This window comes from Streptomyces sp. NPDC085931 (assembly GCF_044540565.1).
Taxonomy (GTDB): domain Bacteria; phylum Actinomycetota; class Actinomycetes; order Streptomycetales; family Streptomycetaceae; genus Streptomyces.
Window position 1 is genome coordinate 471,215 of the sequence record NZ_JBITSK010000004.1, and the last position, 18,495, is coordinate 489,709.

General features: G+C 71.0%; 14 protein-coding genes and 1 riboswitch. Of the genes, 9 read left to right on the plus strand and 5 right to left on the minus strand.

Annotated features, from left to right (window positions below):
• Positions 1-6: 6 nt before the first annotated feature.
• Complete coding sequence (locus ACIGAN_RS10905) at positions 7-384, minus strand: phage holin family protein (RefSeq protein WP_365088529.1); 378 nt, start codon at positions 382-384, stop codon at positions 7-9.
• A gap of 60 nt (positions 385-444) precedes the next feature.
• Here ACIGAN_RS10905 and ACIGAN_RS10910 point away from each other — a divergent pair, with 60 nt between their 5' ends.
• From ACIGAN_RS10910 to ACIGAN_RS10925, 4 genes are all read left to right on the plus strand, one after another.
• Positions 445-762 (plus strand): cupin domain-containing protein, encoded by a 318-nt coding sequence (locus tag ACIGAN_RS10910; RefSeq protein WP_365088528.1) that lies wholly within the window; start codon positions 445-447, stop codon positions 760-762.
• A gap of 155 nt (positions 763-917) precedes the next feature.
• Positions 918-1,130 (plus strand): DUF5326 family protein, encoded by a 213-nt coding sequence (locus tag ACIGAN_RS10915; RefSeq protein WP_094054830.1) that lies wholly within the window; start codon positions 918-920, stop codon positions 1,128-1,130.
• 304 nt (positions 1,131-1,434) lie between these two features.
• Positions 1,435-2,169 carry an IclR family transcriptional regulator gene (locus tag ACIGAN_RS10920; RefSeq protein WP_365736587.1) on the plus strand — a complete coding sequence of 245 codons (735 nt, stop codon included), beginning with the start codon at positions 1,435-1,437 and terminating at the stop codon, positions 2,167-2,169.
• A 99-nt stretch (positions 2,170-2,268) separates the two neighbouring features.
• Positions 2,269-2,703 (plus strand): SsgA family sporulation/cell division regulator, encoded by a 435-nt coding sequence (locus ACIGAN_RS10925; protein WP_020271172.1) that lies wholly within the window; start codon positions 2,269-2,271, stop codon positions 2,701-2,703.
• Between the two features lie 94 nt (positions 2,704-2,797).
• Here ACIGAN_RS10925 and ACIGAN_RS10930 read toward each other — a convergent pair whose 3' ends face one another.
• Positions 2,798-4,042, minus strand: coding sequence for a YibE/F family protein (locus ACIGAN_RS10930; RefSeq protein ID WP_365088527.1), 1,245 nt, complete (start codon positions 4,040-4,042; stop codon positions 2,798-2,800).
• Positions 4,043-4,799: 757 nt separating this feature from the next.
• Positions 4,800-4,989, plus strand: a riboswitch (TPP riboswitch).
• On the opposite strand from ACIGAN_RS10930, the gene thiC reads away from it, so the two are divergent.
• Positions 4,982-6,766, plus strand: a complete 1,785-nt coding sequence (gene thiC, locus ACIGAN_RS10935) for a phosphomethylpyrimidine synthase ThiC (RefSeq protein ID WP_365736489.1) — start codon at positions 4,982-4,984, stop codon at positions 6,764-6,766. (Overlaps the previous riboswitch by 8 nt.)
• Before the next feature lie 299 nt (positions 6,767-7,065).
• On the opposite strand, the gene ACIGAN_RS10940 is transcribed toward thiC, so the two are convergent.
• The 3 genes from ACIGAN_RS10940 to ACIGAN_RS10950 form a co-directional block, all read right to left on the minus strand.
• Positions 7,066-7,935 carry a hypothetical protein gene (locus tag ACIGAN_RS10940; protein ID WP_399856738.1) on the minus strand — a complete coding sequence of 290 codons (870 nt, stop codon included), beginning with the start codon at positions 7,933-7,935 and terminating at the stop codon, positions 7,066-7,068.
• A gap of 183 nt (positions 7,936-8,118) precedes the next feature.
• Complete coding sequence (locus tag ACIGAN_RS10945; protein WP_365736493.1) at positions 8,119-9,210, minus strand: metallophosphoesterase family protein; 1,092 nt, start codon at positions 9,208-9,210, stop codon at positions 8,119-8,121.
• A 279-nt stretch (positions 9,211-9,489) separates the two neighbouring features.
• Complete coding sequence (locus ACIGAN_RS10950; protein WP_365088523.1) at positions 9,490-10,602, minus strand: LacI family DNA-binding transcriptional regulator; 1,113 nt, start codon at positions 10,600-10,602, stop codon at positions 9,490-9,492.
• Between the two features lie 431 nt (positions 10,603-11,033).
• Between ACIGAN_RS10950 and hisC the strand changes: the two genes are divergently transcribed.
• The 4 genes from hisC (at position 11,034) to cydD (ending at position 18,361) form a co-directional block, all read left to right on the plus strand.
• Positions 11,034-12,113, plus strand: a complete 1,080-nt coding sequence (gene hisC, locus ACIGAN_RS10955) for a histidinol-phosphate transaminase (protein WP_399856741.1) — start codon at positions 11,034-11,036, stop codon at positions 12,111-12,113.
• A gap of 216 nt (positions 12,114-12,329) precedes the next feature.
• Complete coding sequence (locus ACIGAN_RS10960) at positions 12,330-13,835, plus strand: cytochrome ubiquinol oxidase subunit I (RefSeq protein WP_365736496.1); 1,506 nt, start codon at positions 12,330-12,332, stop codon at positions 13,833-13,835.
• A gap of 20 nt (positions 13,836-13,855) precedes the next feature.
• Positions 13,856-14,860 carry a cytochrome d ubiquinol oxidase subunit II gene (gene cydB / locus ACIGAN_RS10965; protein WP_399856743.1) on the plus strand — a complete coding sequence of 335 codons (1,005 nt, stop codon included), beginning with the start codon at positions 13,856-13,858 and terminating at the stop codon, positions 14,858-14,860.
• 12 nt (positions 14,861-14,872) lie between these two features.
• A complete protein-coding gene (cydD, locus tag ACIGAN_RS10970; protein WP_399856746.1) occupies positions 14,873-18,361 on the plus strand; it encodes a thiol reductant ABC exporter subunit CydD in 3,489 nt (1,162 codons plus the stop codon).
• Positions 18,362-18,495 lie beyond the last annotated feature (134 nt).

Consider the following 18,495-nt stretch of genomic DNA (forward strand, 5'->3'; position numbering starts at 1 on the left):
GGCGGCTCAGTCCTCGTCGGGCAGGACGACGTGCAGCGCCCAGGAGACGACCGAGATGATCAGGCCGCCCAGGACGGCCGTCCAGAAGCCCTCCACGTGGAAACTCAGGTCGAGCTTGTCGGCCAGCCACGAGGTGAGCAGCAGCATCAGGGCGTTGACGACCAGGGTGAACAGGCCCAGCGTCAGGATCAGCAGCGGCAGACTGAGAAGCTTGACGACCGGCTTGACCAGGAAGTTCACCAGGCCGAAGAGCAGCGCGACGACGATCAGGGTGCCGATCTTCCTGCCCGTGCTGTCACCGGTCAGGGTGATCTTGTCGAGCAGCCAGACGGCGACCGCCAGGGCACCCGCGTTGGCGATCGTCTTGACTAGGAAATTCTTCATGTGTCTGATCGTGGCAGACCTGATCGGACACGGGCACAAGAGGCAGGGGCGGACAAGGCGATGAAGGCATTCCGGCTGGATGAACTGGAGGCGGAGCGCGCCGCCAACGATGGCGCCTACCTGCAGTTTCTGCGGGAGCGGAACATGTCGGTCGGTCTGTACGCGCTGGACGCGGGCGAGCAGGATCCACAGAAACCGCACGATCAGGACGAGGTCTACTTCGTGGTGAGCGGCCGCGCGGCGATCACCGTGGGCATGGAGACCACGCAGGTGGCACGCGGCAGCGTGGTCTATGTACCGGCCGGCGTCGCACACAAGTTCCACCACATCACCGAGGACCTGCGGGTCATGGTGGTCTTCTCCCCGCCGGAGAGCTGAGGGGCCGCCCCCGGGTTCCCTAGGGGATCGGTCAGGGGAGGACAAGGGGTGCGAGGGCCCCGTCGCACCCCGTCCCGGACCTAGCATCGAGTGCAGCACAGCAAGGACCGACAGGACCCGGCACTCGAACGGGCGGAGAGGTAAGGACGAGGGCGATGCGAGAGATCTTCACGGGACTGCCGTGGTGGGTGAAGTGGATCGCGGTGCCGGTCATCGCTCTCGTCGTGTTCGGAGGGCTGATCGCCAGCGTGGTGGGCTTCGTCATCGGACTGCTCTTCAAGCTGCTGGTCTTCGTGGCACTGGTGGGCGGACTGATCTACGTCGTACGGAAGTTCACCGCGGGGTCCTCGTCGCGCAGCGACTGGTGAGACCGGTGGGAAACCGGTGGGGGTAGCGGGAAACGCCTGGAATCACCGGTTCCCTCGGCCGGGGGAAGTTTCCCCTCCGGGCCGTCTGCGTGCGGTGACAGGCGAATAGAGTCCGGAACTCGACGCGGGGACATCCCCGCGAGCGGCGTACACCCCCACCCGTGTTCCCCGCACGGGCTGCCCCCTCGCGCCTCGGGAGTGACCCTTGGTCCCGGCTGACACCGCCCCTGTCCACCTCCACACCGTTCCCGCGCAACCCCGTTCGGCGGCCTCCCCACCCGCGTCCCCGCCACCGGCGACCCTCATCGGATCCGTCCAGCGCGCGATGCGCCTGCTGGAGACGGTCGCCCGGCACGAACACGGCGCCCCGGCCAAGCAACTGGCCCGCGAGACCGGGCTGGCGCTGCCCACGACGTACCACCTGCTGCGCACCCTCGTGCACGAGGGCTATCTGCGCCGGGACAAGGGCCTGTTCTTCCTCGGTGAGGCCGTCGAGCTGCTGAGCAGCAGCGGAGCGCGGCAGAAACGTCGCAGCACGGTGGCCGACGCCCTGGCGCGCTGGCGGGACGCGCTCGGCGTGCCCGTGTACTACGCGGTGTACCGCGAGGGCGAGATCGAGGTCATGTGCGTCTCCGACACCCCCGGCAATCCGGCGGTCGAGGAGTGGGCCGGCTTCCGCGAGACGGGCCACGCGCACGCCATCGGCCAGTGCCTGCTGTCCCAGCTGGACGAGGAGGCCCGCCGCGATCACCTCGACCGCTACCCCGTGCAGCCCCTCACGCCGTACACGGTGCGGGACAACCACAGCCTGCTGAGACGCCTGGAGCGGATCCGCCGGATGGAACCGGTGATCGAGCGTCAGGAGTACGCGCTGGGCACGGTGTGCGCCGCGATCCCGCTGACCCTGGGCACCACGGCCGCGACGGTGGCCATCTCCCTGCCCGCCCACCAGTCGGACCGACTGCTGCCCGCGGCCCGGCAGTTGCAGCACGAGATCGGGCGGCTGCTCGGCTCGCTCGCGCTCTCTATCAGTATGTGAAAACTCACTCCTTGTGATCTGCTGTGTACGTTCAGCAAGATTCCACCAGATGTCAGAGGTTCGTACCCGGCCAGTCGACGGCGAATGACGGGGTTATCGATGCGCGAGTCCGTGCAAGCAGAGGTCATGATGAGCTTTCTCGTGTCGGAGGAGCTCTCCTTCCGCATTCCGGTGGAGCTGCGCTATGAGACCAGTGATCCCTATGCCGTGCGGCTGACCTTTCACTTGCCCGGTGATGCCCCGGTGACCTGGGCTTTCGGGCGGGAGTTGCTGATCGACGGGGTCGGCCGGCCGTGCGGCGAGGGCGATGTGCGGGTCACGCCGGTCGAACCGGACTCCCTGGGCGAGGTGCTGATCAGGCTTCAGGTGGGCAGCGACCAGGCGCTGTTCCGGTCGTCCACGGCGCCGCTGGTCGCCTTCCTCGACCGCACGGACAAGCTGGTCCCGCTGGGCCAGGAGGGTTCGCTCGCCGACTTCGACGCCCATCTCGACGAGGCACTCGACCGCATCCTCGCGGAGCAGGGCGCCGGGTGAGACCTCGCCCGGCGGCACGGTGGAGGAACGCTTCACCGGGTGCCGCCGGGCTGTGCAGGAACGCTTCTCCGTTGCCGCTCCACGCCCCGGGGGATCAGCGCTTGCGGCGCCGGCCCTTGCCCCCGCGCACCGCGACGGGTTCCGCGGCGGACTCCGTGCCCGGGCGGTCGGCCGAGACCACCAGTGCGGCCAGGGCCGTGGTGACCGGCACCGACGCCACCAGGCCGATCGAACCGATCAGCGTGCGCACGATCTCCTCCGCGACCAGTTCGCTGTTGGCGACGGTGCCCACACTGCTCTGCGCGATCGAGAACAGCAGGAGCAGCGGCAGCGCGGCACCCGCGTAGGCGAGGACGAGCGTGTTGACGACCGAGGCGATGTGGTCGCGGCCGATCCGGATGCCCGCGCGGTAGAGCCCGCGCCAGCCCATCGACGGGTTGGCCTCGTGCAGCTCCCAGACCGCGGAGGTCTGGGTGACCGTCACATCGTCGAGCACACCGAGCGAGCCGATGATGACGCCCGCGAGGAGCAGACCGCTCATGTCGATCGTCGGGTAGAGCCCGTGGATCAGACCGGTGTTGTCGTCGGTGTTGCCGGTGAGCGCGGCCCAGCCGATGAACACCGATCCCAGGACGCCGATCAGCAGCAGGGAGACGAGGGTGCCCAGTACCGCCACGGACGTCCGCGCGGACAGGCCGTGACACAGGTACAGGGCGATCAGCATGATGGCGCTCGCGCCCACCACCGCCACGACCAGCGGGTTCGAGCCCTGGAGGATCGCGGGCAGGATGAACAGGTTCAGGACCAGGAAGCTGATGGCCAGCGCGACCAGGGCCATCACCCCGCGCAGCCGGCCGACGGCGACCACCGCGAGCGCGAAGATGCCGGCGAGCAGCGCGAGGGGCATCCGCCGGTTCACGTCCGTGACGGAGTACTGCAGGTCCCGGGGCGCCGAGGGCTCGTAGGCGACCACGACCTCCTGGCCCTCGCGCAGTTGGCGGGACTGGTCAGGCTGGACGATCTCCGTGAACGTGCGGCCCTTGTCCTTGCCGCTGTCGACCCGGATGGTGGCCCGCTTGCAGGTGCCGTTCTCCTGCTGTACCGCGGAGGATCCCTCGGCGGTGGAGGTGTCGCCCGTCGGCGGGACGCCCGAGGCACCGGCCTCCTTGCAGCTGATGTCCACGACCTCGGTGACCGTGGCCTGCTGGGTCTGCCGGTCGAAACCGACGCCGGTGCGCTCGTGCGGCGGGGCGCCGCCGGGCCACAGCACGGCGAGACCGACCAGCACCGCTGCCGCGAACGGGATCAGGATCGCCGCGATGACCTTGCGCAGATGCATCGAGACGGGCGAGGCCGGACCGTGGCTGTGCGCGTGCCCATGTCCGCCGCCGGACGCGGAGCCGTGGCCGTGCCCGTCGCCTCCGCCGGCGCCGTGACCACCGCCGCCCGGACCGGGGCCCTGCCCACCGCCCCCGGGGCCGGAACCCGGTCCCGGGGAGCCCGGGCCGTAGCCGCCACCGGCACCGTCGCCCTGGCGGTCACCGGGGCCCGGACGGAATCGGCCACCGCCACCGTGGCCGTGACCGTAACCGCCACCGGCCGATCCGTAGTCACCGCCGTCGGCCGACCCGTACTCGCCACCGCCACCGCCGCCGGGCGTGGAACGCCTGCCGTCGCCCGGCCCGTAGCGACCATCGTCGCCCGCCCGGAACGGGCCACCGTCGCGCGGCGCGTACCCGCCGTTCTCTCGCCCGGAGGCCGTACCGGAAGGGGTACCGGTAGCCGTGCCGGTAGTCGTACGGGAAGCCGCACCGGAGGCCGCGGCGCCGAAACGGTCATCACCGAAAGCCGAGTCCGGCCCGTACCCGCGCTCCTGACCCCGGGCAGGCCCGCGGGCCGCCCCCTGGGCAGGCCCGTGCCCGGCGGCGGCCTCTCGGCCGTCACCAGGGCCGTTGCCGTGTCCGGCGCCGGATCCGCGGGGCGGTTCGGGCGAAGGGTACGGGGGACGCTGTGTCGTGGTCACCGACCGATCATCGCAAGAACGACGGGGGCCCTCTGTTCACCGCGCCAAGATTGCCGCTAGCGTGGAGGCACCTTTTTGTACACGCGGGAGCTCGGAGCACCGGGCTGAGAGGGCGCTGACCTCCGTCCCAGCGATGTTTCACATGAAACATCACCGAAGTCGAGTGATGTTTCACACGGAACGTCGGCAGACGGAAGCCGCTGCGTCGACCGCCGAACCTGTTACCGGGTAATGCCGGCGTAGGGAGTAGGTCTCATGACCAACAAGGACGTACGCACGCCTGCCTCCATCCAGGACGGACAGTCCGCGGAGGCCGGGAAGTCCATCGGCTGGCACAAGGCATACGTCGAGGGCACCCGCCCCGACCTGCGCGTGCCGGTCCGTCAGGTGCATCTCACCAACGGGCAGTCGGTCACGCTGTACGACACATCCGGCCCGTACACCGATCCACTCGTCGAGACCGACGTCCGCAGGGGCCTGCCGCCGCTGCGCGAGAACTGGATCATCGCCCGCGGCGACACCGAGGAGTACGCGGGCCGCCCCGTCCGCCCCGAGGACGACGGCATCAAGCACACCTCACCCCGTGGCGGCCTGCGCAACCTCGACGCCGTCTTCCCGGGACGGCCGCGCCAGCCGCGCCGCAGCCGGGACGGCAAGGCCGTCACCCAGCTCGCGTACGCCCGCCGCGGCGAGATCACCCCCGAGATGGAGTACGTGGCCATCCGGGAGAACGTCTCCCCGGAAGTCGTGCGCGACGAGATCGCGGCGGGCCGGGCGGTGCTCCCGGCCAACGTCAACCACCCCGAGATCGAGCCGATGATCATCGGCAAGCGGTTCCTGGTGAAGGTCAACGCCAACATCGGCAACTCGGCCGTGACGTCCTCCATCGAGGAGGAGGTCGAGAAGATGACCTGGGCGACCCGCTGGGGCGCCGACACGGTCATGGACCTGTCCACCGGCCGCAACATCCACACCACGCGCGAGTGGGTGCTGCGCAACTCCCCCGTCCCCATCGGCACCGTGCCGCTCTACCAGGCCCTGGAGAAGGTGGACGGCCGGGCCGAGGAGCTGACCTGGGAGATCTACAAGGACACCGTCATCGAACAGGCCGAGCAGGGCGTGGACTACATGACCGTCCACGCGGGCGTGCGCCTGGCGTACGTGCCGCTGACGGCGAACCGCAAGACCGGCATCGTCTCGCGCGGCGGCTCGATCATGGCCGCCTGGTGCCTCGCGCACCACAAGGAGTCGTTCCTCTACGAGAACTTCGAGGAACTCTGCGAGATCCTCGCCGCCTACGACGTCACCTACTCCCTCGGTGACGGCCTCAGGCCCGGCTCGATCGCGGACGCCAACGACGAGGCGCAGTTCGCGGAGTTGAGGACGCTCGGGGAACTCAACCGGATCGCGAAGCGTTTCCACGTGCAGACGATGATCGAGGGCCCGGGCCACGTCCCGATGCACAAGATCAAGGAGAACATCGACCTTCAGCAGGAGATCTGCGATGAAGCCCCGTTCTATACGCTCGGCCCGCTGACCACGGACGTCGCGCCGGCGTACGACCACATCACCTCCGGCATCGGCGCCGCGATGATCGCCTGGTGGGGCACGGCGATGCTCTGCTACGTCACGCCCAAGGAGCACCTGGGCCTGCCGAACCGCGACGACGTCAAGACCGGCGTCATCACCTACAAGATCGCCGCCCACGCCGCCGACCTGGCCAAGGGACACCCGGGGGCGCAGGAGTGGGACGACGCCCTGTCCGACGCCCGCTTCGAGTTCCGGTGGGAGGACCAGTTCAACCTGGCCCTCGACCCGGACACGGCCCGGGAGTTCCACGACGAGACCCTGCCGGCGGAACCCGCCAAGACGGCCCACTTCTGCTCGATGTGCGGCCCGAAGTTCTGCAGCATGAAGATCTCGCAGGACATCCGCCGTGAACACGGCGGCAGCCGGAGCGAGATCGAGGAGGGCATGGCCCAGAAGTCGAAGGAGTTCGCGGCGAGCGGCAACCGCGTGTACTTGCCGATCGCCGACTGACCGGGGCCTGACGACCGCGGCACGGACAACAGCACGGCGGAGCCCGGCCCGGCCCGAGATCCCTGGGGTCACAGCCGGATGGGATCGATGTGGTCGACGGCGTCATGGGCGCCACGCCCGGCATGGTCTCCGCCGTGCTGTTCCAGCAGCCCTTGCCTCCGGCCGCCGTACGGTCGAGCGGGTCGAGGCTCAGGTCCTCCGACGCCGATGAGGACCGGGCTGCCGGGATGACCGGCTCGCGCCTCCGGACAGCTCGCCCCCGCTGGGCAAGCGCAAGCCGCGGGCGCCGGCCCCGGCGGCTACTCCGGCTGGTGCTCCGGTCCTCCGAAGTCCGGGCTGGTGTAGTCCGGGCTGCTGAAGCTCGGCCGCGAGCCGTGGCTGCCCTCGTCCGGGCTGGTGAAGCCCGGACGGTCGTAGCCGAGGTGCGGCATGCGGCTGACCGGCGCGGGGGCGGGCGTGGGGTGCAGCGCGGCGGCCGCGCCCGGATCGGCGAGGGCCTCCCGCAGGAAGGGCAGGATGCCGCGCTCCAGCAGCGCGTCCCGCCAGGCCTGCCTGGCCTGTTCCACCTCCCGCCGCAGTGCGTCGTGCGGACCGTTCTCGGCCGTCGGCTTGTTGCGCAGGGCCGTGAGCAGCAGTCCCACGGCGGCGACGAGGATCGCCACCGCGGTCACGGCGCCGAACACCCAGCCCGTGGTGAGCATGGTCCGGGCGAACCCCTGCTCCGGGTCGAGCATCTGCAGGATGTAGCCGACGAGCAGGAAGATCGCCGCGGCGGTCCCGGCCAGGACCGGCGCGAGAACGGCCACGACGGCGACGGCGCCCGCGCCGGCGGTCTCGGCGGCGACCTCCCCCATGGTGGCGGCGAGCCCGGAGCCGCTCGCGCCCGGCTCGCCGGAACCGGACTCGCGCACGGACGGTGAGCTCGACGACGCCGGCTGGCGGAGTTCGTCGCGGACCTTGACGTAGTGCTGGTACTCGGCCGACGCGGCGGCCGTGATGAGCGCGGTGGCGTTCAGCGCCATGGTGCGCAGCTGTTCGGAGTTGAGCCGCTGTCCGACGGCGGCCAGGTCCGGGCGGTGTGGTGCGGAGCGCAGCGCCTCATCGAGGACCCGCTCGTATTCCTGGCGGTCCTCGCTCAGCAGGTGCTGCGGAACGCTGTTCATCTGCATCCCCCGATGCTCCGTAGGGCTTGTGGCTCGGCATGCTGACGAGCCGTCGGGCAGAAACGGAGGGGAGCCTGCTACGGATAAGCCGATGGTAGAGCGGTGACGGTGGGCGGTGACAGGGGGTTTACCGAAATTGGCCCGTCACCGGTTCGGTCCGGTGACGGGACGCACCTGCCCGGTGAACGTTCACGTGGGGAGCGGCAGTTGCTGGACCAGGAGTTTTCCGGCCATGGTCACGCCGCCGTCCATCGCGATGGCGAGTCCGTCGGCGTAGACGTGCGGTCCCTCGACGACGGGGTCGGTGCGCTCCTCGTCCTCCTCCGAGCCGACCTCGCCCAGCAGATACGGGATGGGGCTGTGGCCGTGAACGATCCGGGTGCCCCCGTACGTATCGAGCAGGGTGCGCACGGCGTCCGCGCCGCCCTCGTCACGGAAGGAGAACCGCTTGGTGAACTTGCGGAACAGGTCCCACACCTCGTCCGCGTCGTTGCGCGTGAGCGTCTCGCGGACGGTGTCGTTGACCTCCTCGATGGAGCGGCCGTAGTCGAGGTAGGCGGTGGTGTCGGAGTGCACGAGCAGGTGGCCGTCGACCTCTTCGACGGCGTCGAGGCGGGCCATCCACTGCAGGTGGTGGTCCTGGAGGCGGTCCATGTCGGTCTTCTGGCCGCCGTTGAGCAGCCAGGCCGCCTGGAAGGTGGCGGTACCGGCGCCGGAGTTGACGGGTGTGTCGCCGAACCGCTTCGCGCCGAGGAGCAGCAGCTCGTGGTTGCCCATGAGCGCCTTGCAGTAGCCGCCGGCCGCGGCGGCCTCGGCGGACAGCCGCATCACGAGGTCGATGACGCCGATGCCGTCCGGGCCGCGGTCGGTGAAGTCGCCGAGGAACCACAGCCGGGCGGTGCCCGCGCACCAGTTCCCGGCGGCGTCCAGCAGGCCCTTCTCCTGGAGGGCGGCCACCAGCTGGTCGAGGTAGCCGTGCACGTCACCCACCACGTACAGCGGGCCCTGCCCGGTGGAGGGCTGTGGGGTGGCGGTGGTCTCGGGGTCGACGGTCACCTGGACAGTGTCGCCCCGGTTGATGACGGGGAGGTCACGCTCGGTCGGCGTGTATCCCTCGGGATAGGTCTCCTCGGGCGGCGGGGTGACGTCACCGGGGTGGACGCTGTGGACGTACGGACCGGTCTCGTGGACGTACGCGGGCACCCGGAAGTCGCGCAACGTCGCCGTCCGCTCCACCTCGGGTCCCTGACCGGCCCCCTGAGTCATCGACCCCTCCACCATCGCGCCGCATCTGCACCGCATCGGACTGCCTGGTCGTAGCGGTCCGCCGGTGTCGTGGGCCCATCATAGGAATGCGGATCGCGCCATGTGATGACCCAGGGGTGGTGAATCGGAGCAAGACTCCGGTTCACCGCGGCTTTCGCCCCGATTGGGCCGGGCTTCGACCACCGTGTGACCGTCCTCGCTCGCCTTCTCTTCGCGAGAACGGTGCCGTCTCTCCGGGGGACCGGCCCCGTTTCTCCCCAGGAGGACGGCCTTTACCCGGCCCGGGCGCGGGTGCTAGGTGCCCTCGGGGGAGCGCGGCGGGCTGACCGTCGTGCGCGGCGGGCGCCGCTGGGACGACGTGCGCACGATCAGCTCCGTCGGTATCACCTGCTCCACCGGATGGTCGGATTCCACACCCTCGATGGCGTCGATCAGCAGCTGGACCACCGCTGTGCCGATGCGGCGCGGCTTCAGGGAGAGCGTGGTGATCGGCGGCTCGGTGTTGGCGTAGACGGTGGACTCGCTGCAGCAGACCAGCAGCAGGTCGTCGGGGACGCGCAGGCCGTAGCGGCGGGCGGCGGCGAGCAGATCGGTGCCGTTCGGGTCGAACAGACCGTAGACCGCGTCGGGGCGGTCCGGCCGGGCGAGCAGCCGGTCGGCGGCGACGGCGCCCGCGCACGGATCGTGCGCCGGGTAGGCCTCGTACACCGGGTCCTGGCCGACGCGCTCGCACCAGCGCAGGTACGCCGTGGTCGACAGGTGGGTGTACGTGTCCGTGGTCGTGCCGGTCAGCAGGCCGATGCGGCGGGCGCCGGCGTCGGCCAGGTGGTCGAGGATGCCGAGGACCGCGGCCTCGTGGTCGTTGTCCACCCAGGCCGTGACGGGCAGCGCGCCGGCCGGACGGCCGTCGGAGACGACCGGGAGGCCCTGCCGGACGAGTTCGCTGACGACCGGGTCCTGGTCGGAGGGGTCGATGACGACCGTGCCGTCCAGGGCGACGTTCGACCACACGTCGTGGCGGGAGGTGGCGGGCAGGATGACCAGGGCGTAGCCGCGGGCGAGCGCGGCGGAGGTGGCGGCGCGCGCCATCTCGGCGAAGTACGCGAACTCCGTGAAGGTGAAAGGTTCATCCCCGTACGTGGTCACGGTCAGGCCGATGAGGCCCGACTTGCCCGTGCGGAGCGTCCGGGCGGCGGCCGAGGGCCGGTAGCCCAGTCGGTCGGCGACCTCGCGGACGTGGCGCCGGGTGGCGTCCGGGAGCCGGCCCTTGCCGTTGAGGGCGTCGGAGACGGTCGTGATGGAGACTCCGGCGGCGGCGGCCACGTCTCTGATACCCGCCCGACCCGGCCGGCTGCCTCGCCGTGAGGTTTCCGCGCGGCTCACCTGGTGCTTCCCTGCTGCTGTCATGGCGAGCCGATAGTAGGGCTCATGCGGTGGGGTAGTGCGGACGCATATGCACGCGTTGACAGGCACGTTTCTGCATGATCATTAAGGCTCAATTGCCTTGGAAAACAAGGGTGTTGAGCGCTTTCATGCCAGGACGTGACGTGTCGGCCCGCACGGGCCTGCCGAGGCGCCGAGGTTGCGAAGAGGTCTCAACTCACCTGCACGGGGGATGCGCGCCACGGCGTGAACCACCGGCGCGTAGATATATGTGAGGCGCTCCCCTGGATTCGTACGCCTTCGTACGGTGATGCCCTTGATGCCGGTGGGGCGCGGGGGGCCGGCGTCCGCCGGTTCGTCGTGGCTATACGCAGCGGCGCCGAATCCTCATAAGGTGAGGAGTATTGGATGTCGGCGGCGGTCAGGGGCCGCCGGTCTTCGCGAGGAGGACTGCGGTGAGCGAGACGAGCCCGAAGCTGCGCGCCGAGCTGGAGGGGATCCCCACCTACAAGCCGGGCAAGCCGGCTGCGGCCGGCGGGCCGGTGGCCTACAAGCTGTCCTCCAACGAGAACCCCTATCCGCCGCTGCCCGGTGTGCTGGAGACCGTGACGGCGGCGGCCTGCTCCTTCAACCGCTACCCGGACATGGCCTGCACGGGGCTGATGAACGAGCTGTCGGAGCGGTTCGGTGTGCCGCTGTCCCACCTGGCCACCGGCACCGGGTCGGTCGGCGTCGCCCAGCAGCTCGTCCAGGCGACCTCCGGCCCCGGCGACGAGGTGATCTACGCCTGGCGGTCCTTCGAGGCCTACCCGATCATCACCCAGATCAGCGGCGCGACCTCGGTGCAGGTGCCGCTGACCGACGGTGACGTGCACGATCTGGACGCGATGGCCGACGCGATCACCGACCGGACCCGGCTGATCTTCGTCTGCAACCCCAACAACCCGACCGGCACGGTGGTCCGGCGGGCGGAGCTGGAGCGCTTCCTCGACCGCGTTCCCCGTGACGTGCTGGTGGTGCTCGACGAGGCCTACCGGGAGTTCATCCGCGACCCCGAGGTGCCGGACGGTGTCGAGCTGTACCGGAACCGGCCCAACGTCTGCGTCCTGCGGACCTTCTCCAAGGCGTACGGCCTGGCCGGGCTGCGGGTCGGCTTCGCCATCGCCCACGATCCGGTCGCGGCGGCGCTGCGCAAGACGGCCGTGCCGTTCGGTGTGACGCAGCTCGCGCAGGAGGCGGCGATCGCCTCGCTGCGGGCCGAGGACGAGCTGCTGGGGCGGGTCGGCTCGCTGGTGTGCGAGCGCACGCGCGTGGTGGACGGGCTCCGCGCCCAGGGCTGGACGGTGCCGGAGACCCAGGCCAACTTCGTATGGCTGCGGCTGGGGGAGCGCACGGTGGCCTTCGCGGAGGTGTGCGAGCAGGCCGGTGTGGTGATCCGCCCGTTCCCGGGCGAGGGCGTGCGGGTGACGGTCGGGGAGGCCGAGGCGAACGACATCTTCCTGAAGGTGGCGGAAGGGTTCCGCAAGGAGCTCTAGCGGCTGAGCGCGGGACGTGAGGGGAGCCGGTCGGCGCTGGGCGCCGGCCGGCTCGCTGCGTAGCGGGCCTCTGTTTCACGTGAAACCGGCGCCCTCGGGCCCGCACGCCGGGGTTGACGAGCGTCACACAGGCCCCCCTCCGCCCGTCGAAAGTACGTGCTGCATAATGGCTTGTGAATGTGAACGCTTTCACAAGCGTAGGTAAGGAGCGGCGACGTGGACCTGGCTTTGGCGCCGGAGACCCTGGCGCGATGGCAGTTCGGCATCACCACCGTCTATCACTTCCTGTTCGTCCCCCTGACGATCTCGCTGGCCGCGCTCACGGCCGGGCTGCAGACCGCCTGGGTGCGGACGGAGAAGGAGAAGTACCTCCGGGCGACCAAGTTCTGGGGCAAGCTGTTCCTGATCAACATCGCCATGGGTGTGGTCACCGGCATCGTGCAGGAGTTCCAGTTCGGCATGAACTGGTCGGACTACTCGCGCTTCGTCGGTGACGTCTTCGGTGCGCCGCTCGCCTTCGAGGCCCTGATCGCCTTCTTCTTCGAGTCCACCTTCATCGGCCTGTGGATCTTCGGCTGGGACAAGCTGCCGAAGAAGATCCACCTGGCCTGCATCTGGATGGTCTCCATCGGCACGCTGCTGTCGGCGTACTTCATCCTCGCCGCGAACTCGTGGATGCAGCACCCGGTCGGCTACCGGATCAACGGCGAGAAGGGCCGGGCCGAGCTCACCGACTTCTGGCTGGTGCTGACCCAGAACACCACGCTCAACCAGGTCTTCCACAGCTTCTCCGCGGCGTTCCTGACCGGCGGCGCCTTCATGGTGGGGATCGCCGCCTTCCACCTGCTGCGCAAGAAGCACATCCCGGTCATGCGGACCTCGCTGCGGCTCGGCCTGGTCACCGTCGCCGTCGGCGGCCTGCTCACCGCGGTCAGCGGCGACACCCTGGGCAAGGTCATGTACGAGCAGCAGCCGATGAAGATGGCCGCTGCCGAGGCCCTGTGGGACGGCGAGAAGCCGGCGCCCTTCTCGGTGTTCGCGTACGGCGACGTCGACGAGGGCCACAACAAGGTCGCCCTGGAGATACCCGGCCTGCTGTCCTTCCTGGCCCACAGCGACTTCGAGTCGTACGTGCCGGGCATCAACGACACCAACAAGGCGCTCCAGGAGAAGTTCGGCCCCGGCGACTACAAGCCCATCGTCCCCGTCGCCTACTGGGGCTTCCGCTGGATGATCGGCTTCGGCATGGCGTCGTTCTCGATCGGCCTGCTGGGACTGTGGCTCACCCGGAAGAAGTTCCTGCTACCGGCGGCGTACCGGACCGGGGACGACGAGGTGCCGCACCTGGTCCTGCTCCGCGAGCCGCTGCGGCCCCGCCTGACCCGCCTGTACTGGCTGGTGGCGGTCTGGACGATGGCCTTCCCGCTGATCGCCAACTCCTGGGGCTGGATCTTCACCGAGATGGGCCGCCAGCCGTGGGTCGTCTACGGACTGTTCCAGACGCGGGACGCGGTCTCCCCCGGCGTCTCCCAGGCCGAGGTCCTCACCTCGATGATCGTCTTCACCGTGCTGTACGCGATCCTCGCCGTCATCGAGGTCAAGCTGCTGGTCAAGTACGTCAAGGCGGGCCCGCCCGAGCTCACCGAGACCGACCTGAACCCGCCCACGAAGATCGGCGGCGACCTCCGTGACGCCGACAAGCCGATGGCCTTCTCCTACTAGGCCGAGGGAGCCGCACCGTCATGGAACTGCACGACGTCTGGTTCGTTCTGATCGCCGTCCTGTGGACCGGCTACTTCTTCCTGGAGGGCTTCGACTTCGGTGTCGGAGTGCTCACCAAGCTGCTCGCCCGCGACCGGCCCGAGAAGCGGGTGCTGATCAACACGATCGGGCCCGTCTGGGACGGCAACGAGGTGTGGCTGCTCACGGCCGGCGGCGCGACCTTCGCCGCCTTCCCGGAGTGGTACGCGACGCTGTTCTCCGGCTTCTACCTGCCCCTGCTGCTCATCCTGGTCTGCCTGATCATCCGGGGTGTCGCCTTCGAGTACCGCGTCAAGCGGCCCGAGGAGAACTGGCAGCGCAACTGGGAGACGGCGATCTTCTGGACCTCGCTGCTGCCCGCCTTCCTGTGGGGCGTGGCCTTCGGCAACATCGTGCGCGGCGTGAAGATCGACCAGGACTTCAACTACGCCGGTGGCGTCCTGGACCTGCTCAATCCGTACGCGCTGCTGGGCGGCCTGGTGACGCTGGCGCTGTTCACCTTCCACGGGACGGTGTTCGTCGGGCTCAAGACCGTCGGTGACATCCGGGAGCGGGCGCGGAAGCTGGCGCTGCGCGTCGGAGCGGCGACCGCCGTGCTGGCTCTCGCCTTCCTGCTGTGGACGCAGTCCGACCGGGGTGACGGGGCATCACTCGTCGCCGTGGTCGTGGCCGTGGCGTCGCTGCTCCTGGCGCTGGTCGCGGCCCGGGCCGGGCGCGAGGGCTGGGCGTTCACCCTGTCCGGCCTCACCATCGTGGCCACGGTGGCGGTGCTGTTCCTGACGCTGTTCCCGAACGTCATGCCGTCCACGCTGAACCCGGACTGGAGCCTGACGGTCACCAACGCCTCGTCCAGCCCGTACACGCTGAAGATCATGACGTGGTGCGCGGCGGTCGCCACGCCGCTCGTGATGGTCTACCAGGGCTGGACCTACTGGGTCTTCCGCAAGCGGATCGGTACGCAGCACATCGCCGATCCCGTGCACTGAGGTGTGTTTCACGTGAAACCAATCGATCCGCGTCTGCTCCGCTACGCCCGTGCCACCCGGGGATTCCTGGTGGCGGTCGTCGCCCTGGGAGCGCTCGGGGCCGGGCTGGTCATCGCGCAGGCGATGCTCATCGCCGAGGTGGTGGTCGGTGCTTTCCAGCACGGCAGGGCGGTCTCCGCGCTCGGTACTCCCCTGCTGCTCCTGGTCGCCGTCGCGGCCGGGCGGGCGCTGGTCGGCTGGCTCACCGAACTCGCCGCACACCGGGCGAGCGCGGCGGTCAAGTCGGAACTGCGGGGGCGGCTGCTGGAGCGTGCCACCCGGCTGGGCCCGGGCTGGCTGAGCGGGCAGCGGACCGGATCGCTGGTCGCCCTGGCCACCCGGGGCGTCGACGCGCTCGACGACTACTTCTCGCGGTACCTGCCCCAGCTGGGGCTCGCGGTGGTCGTGCCGGTGGCGGTGCTGGCGCGGATCGTCACCGAGGACTGGGTCTCGGCGGCCATCATCGTGGGCACCCTGCCGCTCATCCCGGTCTTCATGATGCTGATCGGCTGGGCCACCCAGGCGCGGATGGATCGTCAGTGGCGGCTGCTGTCACGGCTGTCCGGGCATTTCCTGGACGTCGTCGCCGGGCTGCCGACGCTGAAGGTCTTCGGCCGGGCCAAGGCGCAGGCCGAGTCGATCCGGCGGATCACCGGCGAGTACCGGCGGGCGACCATGCGCACGCTGCGGATCGCCTTCATCTCCTCCTTCGCGCTGGAGCTGCTCGCGACGATCTCGGTGGCGCTGGTCGCCGTGACGATCGGCATGCGGCTGGTGCACGGCGAGATGGACCTGTACATCGGCCTGGTCATCCTGATCCTGGCACCGGAGGCCTATCTGCCGTTGCGGCAGGTCGGGGCGCAGTACCACGCGGCGGCGGAAGGGCTCGCCGCGGCCGAGGAGATCTTCGAGGTCCTGGAGACGCCTGTGCCGGTGTCCGGCTCCCGGGCCGTGCCCGAGGGTCCGCTGGCCTTCGAGGGCGTGACCGTCCGGTACCCGGGCCGCTCCGGTGACGCCGTTCGTGCGGTGACGTTCCGGGTCGAGCCCGGGGAGACGGTCGCGCTGGTCGGTCCGAGCGGTGCCGGCAAGTCGACGCTGCTCGCCGCCCTGCTCGGCTTCGTCGGCCCGGCCGAGGGGCGGGTGCTGGCCGGGGGAGTCGATCTGGCCGACGCGGACCTGGACCAGTGGCGGTCCCGGATCGCCTGGGTCCCGCAGCGGCCGCACCTGTTCGCCGGGACCATCGCCGAGAACGTAAGGCTGGCGCGGCCCGGCGCGGACGACGAGGCTGTGCGGCGGGCACTGCGGGACGCCGGGGCGCTGGAGTTCGTGGACGCGCTGCCCGAGGGCGCCGACACCGTGCTCGGCGAGGACGGGGCGGGCCTGTCCGCCGGACAGCGGCAGCGGCTCGCGCTGGCCCGGGCGTTCCTCGCGGACCGGCCCGTGCTGCTGCTCGACGAGCCGACGGCGGCGCTGGACGGCGCCACCGAGGCCGAGGTCGTGGCGGCGGTGCGGCGGCTGGCGGCCGGGCGGACCGTGCTGCTGGTGGTGCACCGGCCGGCGCTGCTGGCGGTGGCGGACCGGGTGGTGCGACTGGCGGAGCCTGAGACGTCCGGGACGCCCGTCGCGCCTGCCGCGATCCGTGGAGCGCGGTCGGCCGAAGCCGGCCCGTCGGTGCCCGCTGCCGCGGCCGAGCCGGTCGGCGTGCCGGCTTCCGGGGGTGTCCTCGCACGGGTCCGTGCCCTGTCCGGTGCCCGGCGCGGACGGCTCGGACTGGCGCTGCTGCTGGGCAGCCTCGCGCTCGGCAGCGCCGTGGGGCTGATGGCCACCTCGGGGTGGCTGATCTCCCGCGCCTCCCAGCAACCGCCCGTGCTGTACCTGATGGTGGCCGTGACGGCGACGCGGGCCTTCGGTATCGGGCGGGCCGTGTTCCGCTACGCCGAGCGGCTGGTGTCGCACGACGCCGTGCTGCGGATGCTGGCGGACACCAGGGTCGCGGTGTTCCGGAGGCTGGAGCGGCTCGCGCCCGCCGGGCTGCGCCGGACCCGCCGGGGTGATCTGCTCTCGCGGCTCGTGGCGGACGTGGACGCGCTGCAGGACTACTGGCTGCGGTGGCTGCTCCCGGCCGGGGCGGCCGTCGTGGTCTCGGCCGCGTCCGTCGGCTTCACGGCCTGGCTGCTGCCCGAGGCCGGGGCCCTGCTCGCGGCCGGGCTGCTGGCCGCGGGCGTGGGCGTGCCGCTGCTCACCGGAGCCGTCGCCCGGCGGGTCGAGCACCGGCTGGCCCCGGCCCGCGGGGAGCTGGCGACACGGGTGGCCGATCTGCTCACCGGCACCGCGGAGCTGACGGTCGCCGGTGCCCTGCCCGCGCGGACCGCTCAGGCCCGTGAGGCCGACGGGGCATTGACCCGGATCGCCTCGCGCGCCGCCACGGCCACGGCCCTGGGCGACGGGCTCACCGCGCTGATCTCCGGCCTGACCGTCACGGCCGCGGCCCTGGCCGGGGCGCAGGCCGTCGCCGCCGGGCGGCTGGACGGTGTCGCGATGGCCGTCGTGGTGCTGACCCCGCTCGCCGCGTTCGAAGCCGTGCTGGGACTGCCGCTCGCCGTGCAGTACCGGCAGCGGGTGCGGCGCAGTGCCGAGCGGGTCTTCGAGGTGCTCGACGCGCCGGAGCCCGTGGCCGAACCGGAGCGGCCCCGGCAGGCGCCCGCGTCGCCGTTCCCGGTGGTCGTCACGGGGCTGGCCGCGCGGCACGCGGGGCAGGACCGGGACGCGCTCGCCGGGCTGGATCTGACCCTCGGCGAGGGCCGCCGGATCGCCGTGGTCGGCCCCTCCGGTTCCGGCAAGACGACGCTGGCCCAGGTGCTGCTGCGGTTCCTCGACGCGCGCACGGGCGGGTACACGCTCGCGGGCGTGGCCGCGTACGCGCTGGACGGTGACGACGTCCGCGCGCTCGTCGGGTTGTGCGCGCAGGACGCGCACCTCTTCGACAGCTCGCTGCGCGAGAACCTGCTGCTGGCCCGGAAGGACGCCGGCGAGGACGACCTGCGTGCCGCGCTCGGCCGCGCGCGGCTGCTGGACTGGGCGGACAGCCTGCCCGAGGGGCTGGACACCCTGGTCGGCGAGCACGGGGCACGCCTGTCCGGCGGGCAGCGCCAGCGTCTTGCCCTGGCCCGGGCGCTGCTCGCCGACTTCCCCGTCCTGGTGCTCGACGAGCCCGCCGAGCACCTCGACCTGCCGACGGCCGACGCGCTCACCGCAGATCTGCTGGCCGCCACCGAGGGCCGCACGACGCTGCTCATCACCCATCGGCTGGCGGGCCTCGAGGCGGTGGACGAGGTGATCGTGCTGGACCGGGGACGGGTGGTGCAGCGCGGGCGGTACGCGGAGCTGGTGGCGGTGGACGGACCCCTGCGGGAGATGGCCGAGCGCGAGGCGGCGTCGGAGTCGCTCGTCGCCGTGCCTTAGAGGAAGCCGCCCTGCCTTGGACGGAGCCGCCGTGCCCCGGACGGAGCCGCCGTGTCCAGGGGGAGCGGGGGGGGGGGGGGGGGGCCCCCCCCCCCCCCCCCGCCCCCCCGCGCCCCCCCCGGGCCCCCCCCGGG

Excerpts from the sequence above, each read along its gene's own strand:
- ACIGAN_RS10915 (WP_094054830.1), top strand. The coding sequence starts at position 918 with ATGCGAGAGATCTTCACGGGACTGCCGTGGTGGGTGAAGTGGATCGCG.
- ACIGAN_RS10925 (WP_020271172.1), top strand. The coding sequence starts at position 2,269 with ATGCGCGAGTCCGTGCAAGCAGAGGTCATGATGAGCTTTCTCGTGTCG.
- ACIGAN_RS10940 (WP_399856738.1), bottom strand. The coding sequence starts at position 7,935 with ATGCAGATGAACAGCGTTCCGCAGCACCTGCTGAGCGAGGACCGCCAG.
- ACIGAN_RS10910 (WP_365088528.1), top strand. The coding sequence starts at position 445 with ATGAAGGCATTCCGGCTGGATGAACTGGAGGCGGAGCGCGCCGCCAAC.
- thiC (WP_365736489.1), top strand. The coding sequence starts at position 4,982 with ATGACCAACAAGGACGTACGCACGCCTGCCTCCATCCAGGACGGACAG.
- ACIGAN_RS10930 (WP_365088527.1), bottom strand. The coding sequence starts at position 4,042 with ATGCATCTGCGCAAGGTCATCGCGGCGATCCTGATCCCGTTCGCGGCA.
- ACIGAN_RS10950 (WP_365088523.1), bottom strand. The coding sequence starts at position 10,602 with ATGACAGCAGCAGGGAAGCACCAGGTGAGCCGCGCGGAAACCTCACGG.
- ACIGAN_RS10905 (WP_365088529.1), bottom strand. The coding sequence starts at position 384 with ATGAAGAATTTCCTAGTCAAGACGATCGCCAACGCGGGTGCCCTGGCG.
- ACIGAN_RS10945 (WP_365736493.1), bottom strand. The coding sequence starts at position 9,210 with ATGGTGGAGGGGTCGATGACTCAGGGGGCCGGTCAGGGACCCGAGGTG.
- cydB (WP_399856743.1), top strand. The coding sequence starts at position 13,856 with ATGGAACTGCACGACGTCTGGTTCGTTCTGATCGCCGTCCTGTGGACC.